We start from the raw sequence: 5,325 nt of genomic DNA, 5'->3' as shown, positions 1-5,325 counted from the left end.
ATAAAACACCGGCCTTTTTCAACGGGCTGAATAATTTTGCCGCCCACAGTTGCCGGTGTTCGCGGCATGTCACGCAGATGAAAAACCCAAGCCGGCCTGAGATGGCGGGAAGTGTTTGTTTTCTGTGGGATGCCGACCGGTTAGAGAATGTCCCCCTCCAGCAAAAAGTGGACGCTCGTTGAGCCTTTGGTCCGCGCCTCAAGATGGGGCTTGTATTCCGGGTCATCCATGAAATTCAGGGCGGCTTGCCGTGACGGCCATTCAATCAGGATGCGGATGCTTGCCTGCTCTTCCGGACCTTCCAGCTGTTCGTGGGTTTTGGTCCGGGCCAAGTATTTTCCGCCATGCTTGGGAACAAGCCTGTTGGCGGCCTCAATGGATGGTTGAAGCCAGTCATCGTTTTTGGGTGTGACTTCCATTACCGAATAGAACTTCATGGGGCGATACCTTTGCTGGCAAACGGTTTGTGCCTCCCTCTGGCAAAGATAGTCATTCACTGAATGCTGCGCGAATTGATCTGGATGATTTTTAAAGAAGTTGAAACCGGTATCTAGGGAAAACCCAAACCGGCACCGGTTGAAATTCTGAAGTTCCCCGCAGCGAAAGCGCTGCGGGGAACAGCCGTGGTCTTCTATCCGGCTTTGGCCGGTTCCGTCACGGGCATGTAGCGATCTCCGCCGGTGCGGTACTTTTGTGCCATCGCTTCCATGCCCTCTTTCTGGGCTTCGGTCCTGATGTCGTGGGAGATCCGCATGGAGCAGAATTTCGGCCCGCACATGGAGCAGAAATGGGCCACCTTATGTGCTTCCTTCGGCAGGGTCTGGTCGTGAAAATCGCGCGCGGTTTCCGGATCGAGCGCCAGGTTGAACTGATCTTCCCAACGAAACTCGAAACGCGCCCGTGACAGTGCGTCGTCACGCGCCTGTGCTCCCGGCAGTCCTTTGGCGAGGTCGGCGGCATGGGCTGCGATCTTGTATGTGATCACGCCGGTCTTGACGTCTTCGCGATCCGGCAGACCGAGATGTTCTTTCGGCGTGACATAACACAGCATGGCGCAGCCATACCAGCCGATCATCGCAGCCCCTATGGCGCTGGTGATGTGATCGTAACCAGGTGCGATATCGGTCGTCAGCGGGCCCAGGGTATAGAACGGGGCCTCGTGGCAGCACTCAAGCTGCTTGTCCATGTTTTCCTTGATCTTGTGCATGGCGACGTGGCCCGGCCCCTCGATCATCACCTGACAGTCCTTGGCCCACGCAATCTTGGTGAGTTCGCCAAGGGTTTCCAGTTCGGCAAACTGGGCTTCGTCATTGGCATCGGCAATGGACCCCGGCCTCAGGCCGTCGCCCAAAGAAAAGCTGACATCATAGGCGCGGCAAATGTCGCAGATCTCGTCGAACCGCTCGTAAAGAAAGCTCTCCCTGTGGTGGTGCAGACACCATTTGGCAATGATCGAGCCGCCGCGCGACACGATCCCGGTTACCCGCTTGACCGTCATCGGAACCATGTGCAAGCGCACGCCTGCGTGAATGGTGAAGTAGTCGACGCCCTGTTCGGCCTGTTCGATCAGCGTGTCGCGGAATACGTCCCAGGTCAGGTCCTCGGCGATGCCCTTGACCTTCTCCAGCGCCTGATAGATCGGTACGGTGCCAATCGGCACCGGCGAATTGCGCAGGATCCATTCCCGTGTGTTGTGAATGTTGCGGCCGGTCGACAGATCCATCACCGTGTCGGCACCCCAGCGGGTTGCCCAGACCATCTTTTCGACCTCTTCCTCCATGGATGAGGTGACGGCAGAGGTACCGATATTGGCATTGATCTTGACCCGGAAGTTCCGGCCGATGATCATCGGCTCCAGTTCCGGGTGGTTGATGTTGGCGGGCAGGATTGCGCGGCCTGCCGCGATTTCCTGGCGGACAAATTCAGGCGTGACGATATCGGACAAGTTGGCACCGAACGCTTCGCCGTCGCGTTCGCTGGCCACGGCTTCGCGCTTCAGGTTCTCGCGGATGGCCACGAACTCCATTTCCGGCGTGATCATCCCGGCCCTGGCATAAGCGAGCTGGGTGACAGCCTCCCTCGATACCGCTTTCAGGGGCGCGCGTTTTGCAGGGAATTCTGGGACCAGATGGTCGCCCCGGGCAAAGCCGTTGTCTTCGGGCCTGGTTTCGCGGCCCTCATAACTTTCCGTGTCGCCACGCCGGGCAATCCAGTCCGAGCGCAAGGCAGGCAGGCCATTGCGTATAACCGGCACAAATTCCGGATCGGTGTAGGGGCCCGAGCTGTCATAGACCGGAAGCGGCGGTTCGCCGGCGGTCGGATGGGTCGAGATTTCGCGCATGGGCACGCGCACACCGTCATGAAGTGTGCCGTCGACAAAAATCTTTTTCGAAGCGGGAAGGGGGCCTGTTGTGATGGCCGGGACCTTTGACGGGTCCGGGGAAGGAAAATGTGACGTCATGCCGGTGCTCCTCAAGCTGCTGGCTTAAAAAGACACAGCGGACATTTGGCACGGGAAACTGACGGGGCCCCAAGATGATACTTGCGACATGAAACAACCAGACGGACAAACCGTCAGGCTCGGGACCGGGCTTCCTACGCCAGTATCAACTGGGTCAGGTTCAAAGGGTCGCTTCACCGGACATCCGTCCTGTTAGCCTCTCAGTCCCCTAAACGGCGGGACTCCCCTGCAACGCCCCTAGGGTAAGGGCTCGGCGGCTCATCTTCAAGGGTGCTGGAGCTGGTTATGCACGCATTGGTATTTGCGTCCTGCCGCCATGACACAGGAACAGCGGGATTTCTAATGAACTTGCAGATCGAAAATCTCCTGCGCGCAAAACCGGTGAGCTCTATTTAGAAGTGCTGAACGATGTAAGCAGGTCAATCTGAAGCGCTCATTTTTTGGGAAGCCCTTCAAGGCGGACTGTGCCTTGAAAAGCTTACTTTGCGATTTTTGCACAAGGGCTTGAGCGTCAAGGGCGCTGCGCACCGCCAGGCGGTTTTCCGCCGGTTCGCACGGCGTCCAGTTTCTCGAATGATGTCCCGCATCGTCCTTTGAAACTCTCCTGGCCGAACCGGCGGAGAACCAGGTCAAAAAGGTCAATAATTCGAGCGGTTGGTATTACGCCAGAACGTCGCGCTGCCACGATTCTGCAGTCGTGACCTGATGCACCAGCCGGGGCAGGGTGATGCCGAGTGTTGCGGCATGTGCGCCTTTGCTCGTAGCGCCGAATACGTCTGACAGGACCGTTGTATGAAAACCGAGTTCGGATGCGTGGCGCGCCGTTGAGTCTCCCGACAAGTCGGCGAAGGCACCTGCCAGAACCACATGTTCGATGCCGGATTTACTCAGTTGCGTTGCAAGTGTTCCGTCAAAAAACGCGCTCAGGCTTTGTCTTTGGTGTGTCAAAGGACTTTCCCCGTGCCAAAAGGCTGCAGATGTGGTCGCTTCGGCATCGGCTTTCTCAAGAAGGTCGAACAACCGCTTTACGCCGGGGACAAGGTCCCTTGCAGGCCGGCTCCCCCCGAAATCGCTGAAGATGACCGGCATGCCCCGGTGTCTGGCAAAATCCATGATCTGCTTTATCTTGCGGATCAGGCCATCCTGGTCCGCCAGATACGCCGGAATTGCATCGACCATGATCACTGCGGTCTTTCCGGACGGATACTGGCGGTAAGAATCTGTCTTGCGGCGGAGAATGGCCGCATTCATTCGGTTCAGGGCTGCGCTAAGCATGTGCGGGCTCTCTTTCTTCCAGAGCGGCTTCCAGCTCGCCGAGGCTCAATATCTGGTGGCCGAGTTGTTTGTAGGAATGATCGACGGCAGCGGCCTGATCCGCATGCGTCCACGTCGCGACGCACTCCGGCATGAGGGTCACGTGATATCCCAGATCGACCGCGCTGCGGGCGGTGGATTCGATGCATGTGTTTGCAAGCATACCGACGATGATCAGGTGGGTGATGCCGCGTTCCTGAAGCAGGTCCTGGAGGTCCGTGCCGATGAAACCGCTTGAGCAAGCGTGCTCGCTCGCAATGATATCTCCGTCCTTCGGGCGGAAATCCTTATGGAACCGGCCGCCAAACCCGCGTGCGCTGAACATTCTGAACACGCCCTGAAGGTACTGCGAGGGATGCAGGTATTTGCGGTCCGGGCGCTTGCCGCCCCGGTACCTTTCATGGGGGGCAAAGACCACCTGAATACCGCGGGAGCGGACCAAACGCAGGGTTTGGCCCATCTTCTCTTGAAGGCGCGTCTCCCTGGTGACTTGCCGCAACATCGGCCAGGCTTTTCCAAAGGGGGAGAGAAAGTCATTCAACGGGTCGACAACGAGGCATGCGGTCTTTGCGATTGAATAGGTCATCATGCGCGGGTCCTGATTGATTGCTGCAGGGCATTCCGATGGGTCCGGAGATCGGTTTATCTGACTTCAAAATATGTAGCAAGGTATTTTTGAACAGTGTAATGGATTAAGCCTGAGGGGACGGGTGCCGATCCGGATTGGCTGCAGCAGTGCAGGCATGAGGCAAGAAGGCGAGGCCTTTTTAAGGAAACCGGGCGCAAAGGGACTTCAAGAAAACCGTGGACCTGGAAACCGGACCGGAATTACAGAGGCATCTGCATCTTGCTGTTGGCGGAGGAACAGTCCGGATGCGTTTGCGATGGAAATCACCAAGAGGGGATGTGATGACGACGGATTGGCGCGACGTGGATACGACTTACTGCGGGGTCGGCGCTTGCGCCGATATTCTTTCCGACCGCTGGTCGATTCTGATTTTGCGAGACATTCTGGCAGGCGTGACGCGGTTCAGAGAACTTCAGGGACATATCGGCATTTCGCCAGCCGGATTGTCGAAACGGCTGAAGCAACTGGCTGAGGCCGGTATTGTCGTCACCAAAGACTATCAGGAGCCGGGCCAGCGCAAGCACGCCGAGTATCAGATCACGGAGCGTGGATACGGTTTGGTTCCGGCCATCGTATCATTCGGGCAGTTCGGGTATGATCACCTGGTTCCGCCTGAAGTGTCACCGTTCCGCTATGTCGACCGGAACACAGGTCAAGCCGTTCGCGTGGAATTGGTTCGTGAGGATGGGCAAGTGATAAAGCTGGAGGATTTGCAACTCGATATATCGGAGGACGCGATCAAGCCCGGGTTTCATGCGCCTACCAGCCGCAACCGCCAGCCGGAGTGACTTTTCGCTTGAGCGTGGCGGGCCTGACCGCACTCATGCCAACCTCCCGGATTATTCACCCATTTGACCTGGTTTTCCGCCGGTTCGGCTAGGAGAGTTTTGAGGGACGATGCGGGGCATCGTTCGAGAAGCTG

5 protein-coding genes and 1 riboswitch are annotated in these 5,325 nt (G+C 57.6%); of the genes, 1 reads left to right on the top strand and 4 read right to left on the bottom strand.

Going from position 1 to position 5,325, the window contains the following annotated elements:
- Positions 1–140: 140 nt before the first annotated feature.
- From E1297_RS04595 to E1297_RS04580, 4 genes are all read right to left on the bottom strand, one after another.
- Entirely contained in the window at positions 141–437 is a 297-nt protein-coding gene (locus E1297_RS04595; RefSeq protein WP_155134488.1) for a DUF1330 domain-containing protein, read from the bottom strand.
- A 194-nt stretch (positions 438–631) separates the two neighbouring features.
- Positions 632–2,461, bottom strand: coding sequence for a phosphomethylpyrimidine synthase ThiC (gene thiC / locus E1297_RS04590; protein WP_155134485.1), 1,830 nt, complete (start codon positions 2,459–2,461; stop codon positions 632–634).
- 129 nt (positions 2,462–2,590) lie between these two features.
- A riboswitch (TPP riboswitch) is annotated at positions 2,591–2,691 on the bottom strand.
- A 430-nt stretch (positions 2,692–3,121) separates the two neighbouring features.
- Positions 3,122–3,736 (bottom strand): cysteine hydrolase family protein, encoded by a 615-nt coding sequence (locus E1297_RS04585; RefSeq protein ID WP_155134482.1) that lies wholly within the window; start codon positions 3,734–3,736, stop codon positions 3,122–3,124.
- Positions 3,729–4,364 (bottom strand): cysteine hydrolase family protein, encoded by a 636-nt coding sequence (locus E1297_RS04580; RefSeq protein ID WP_155134479.1) that lies wholly within the window; start codon positions 4,362–4,364, stop codon positions 3,729–3,731. Before E1297_RS04580 ends, E1297_RS04585 begins: the two co-directional genes overlap by 8 nt.
- A 320-nt stretch (positions 4,365–4,684) precedes the next feature.
- Between E1297_RS04580 and E1297_RS04575 the strand changes: the two genes are divergently transcribed.
- Positions 4,685–5,191 (top strand): helix-turn-helix domain-containing protein, encoded by a 507-nt coding sequence (locus E1297_RS04575; protein WP_196223193.1) that lies wholly within the window; start codon positions 4,685–4,687, stop codon positions 5,189–5,191.
- The last annotated feature ends 134 nt before the right edge of the window (positions 5,192–5,325 follow it).

It is taken from the genome of Roseibium sp. RKSG952, from assembly GCF_009711355.1.
This window is presented reverse-complemented; position numbering and strand designations above follow the sequence as displayed.

Excerpts from the sequence above, each read along its gene's own strand:
- E1297_RS04585 (WP_155134482.1), bottom strand. The coding sequence starts at position 3,736 with ATGCTTAGCGCAGCCCTGAACCGAATGAATGCGGCCATTCTCCGCCGC.
- E1297_RS04575 (WP_196223193.1), top strand. The coding sequence starts at position 4,685 with ATGACGACGGATTGGCGCGACGTGGATACGACTTACTGCGGGGTCGGC.
- E1297_RS04595 (WP_155134488.1), bottom strand. The coding sequence starts at position 437 with ATGAAGTTCTATTCGGTAATGGAAGTCACACCCAAAAACGATGACTGG.
- thiC (WP_155134485.1), bottom strand. The coding sequence starts at position 2,461 with ATGACGTCACATTTTCCTTCCCCGGACCCGTCAAAGGTCCCGGCCATC.
- E1297_RS04580 (WP_155134479.1), bottom strand. The coding sequence starts at position 4,364 with ATGATGACCTATTCAATCGCAAAGACCGCATGCCTCGTTGTCGACCCG.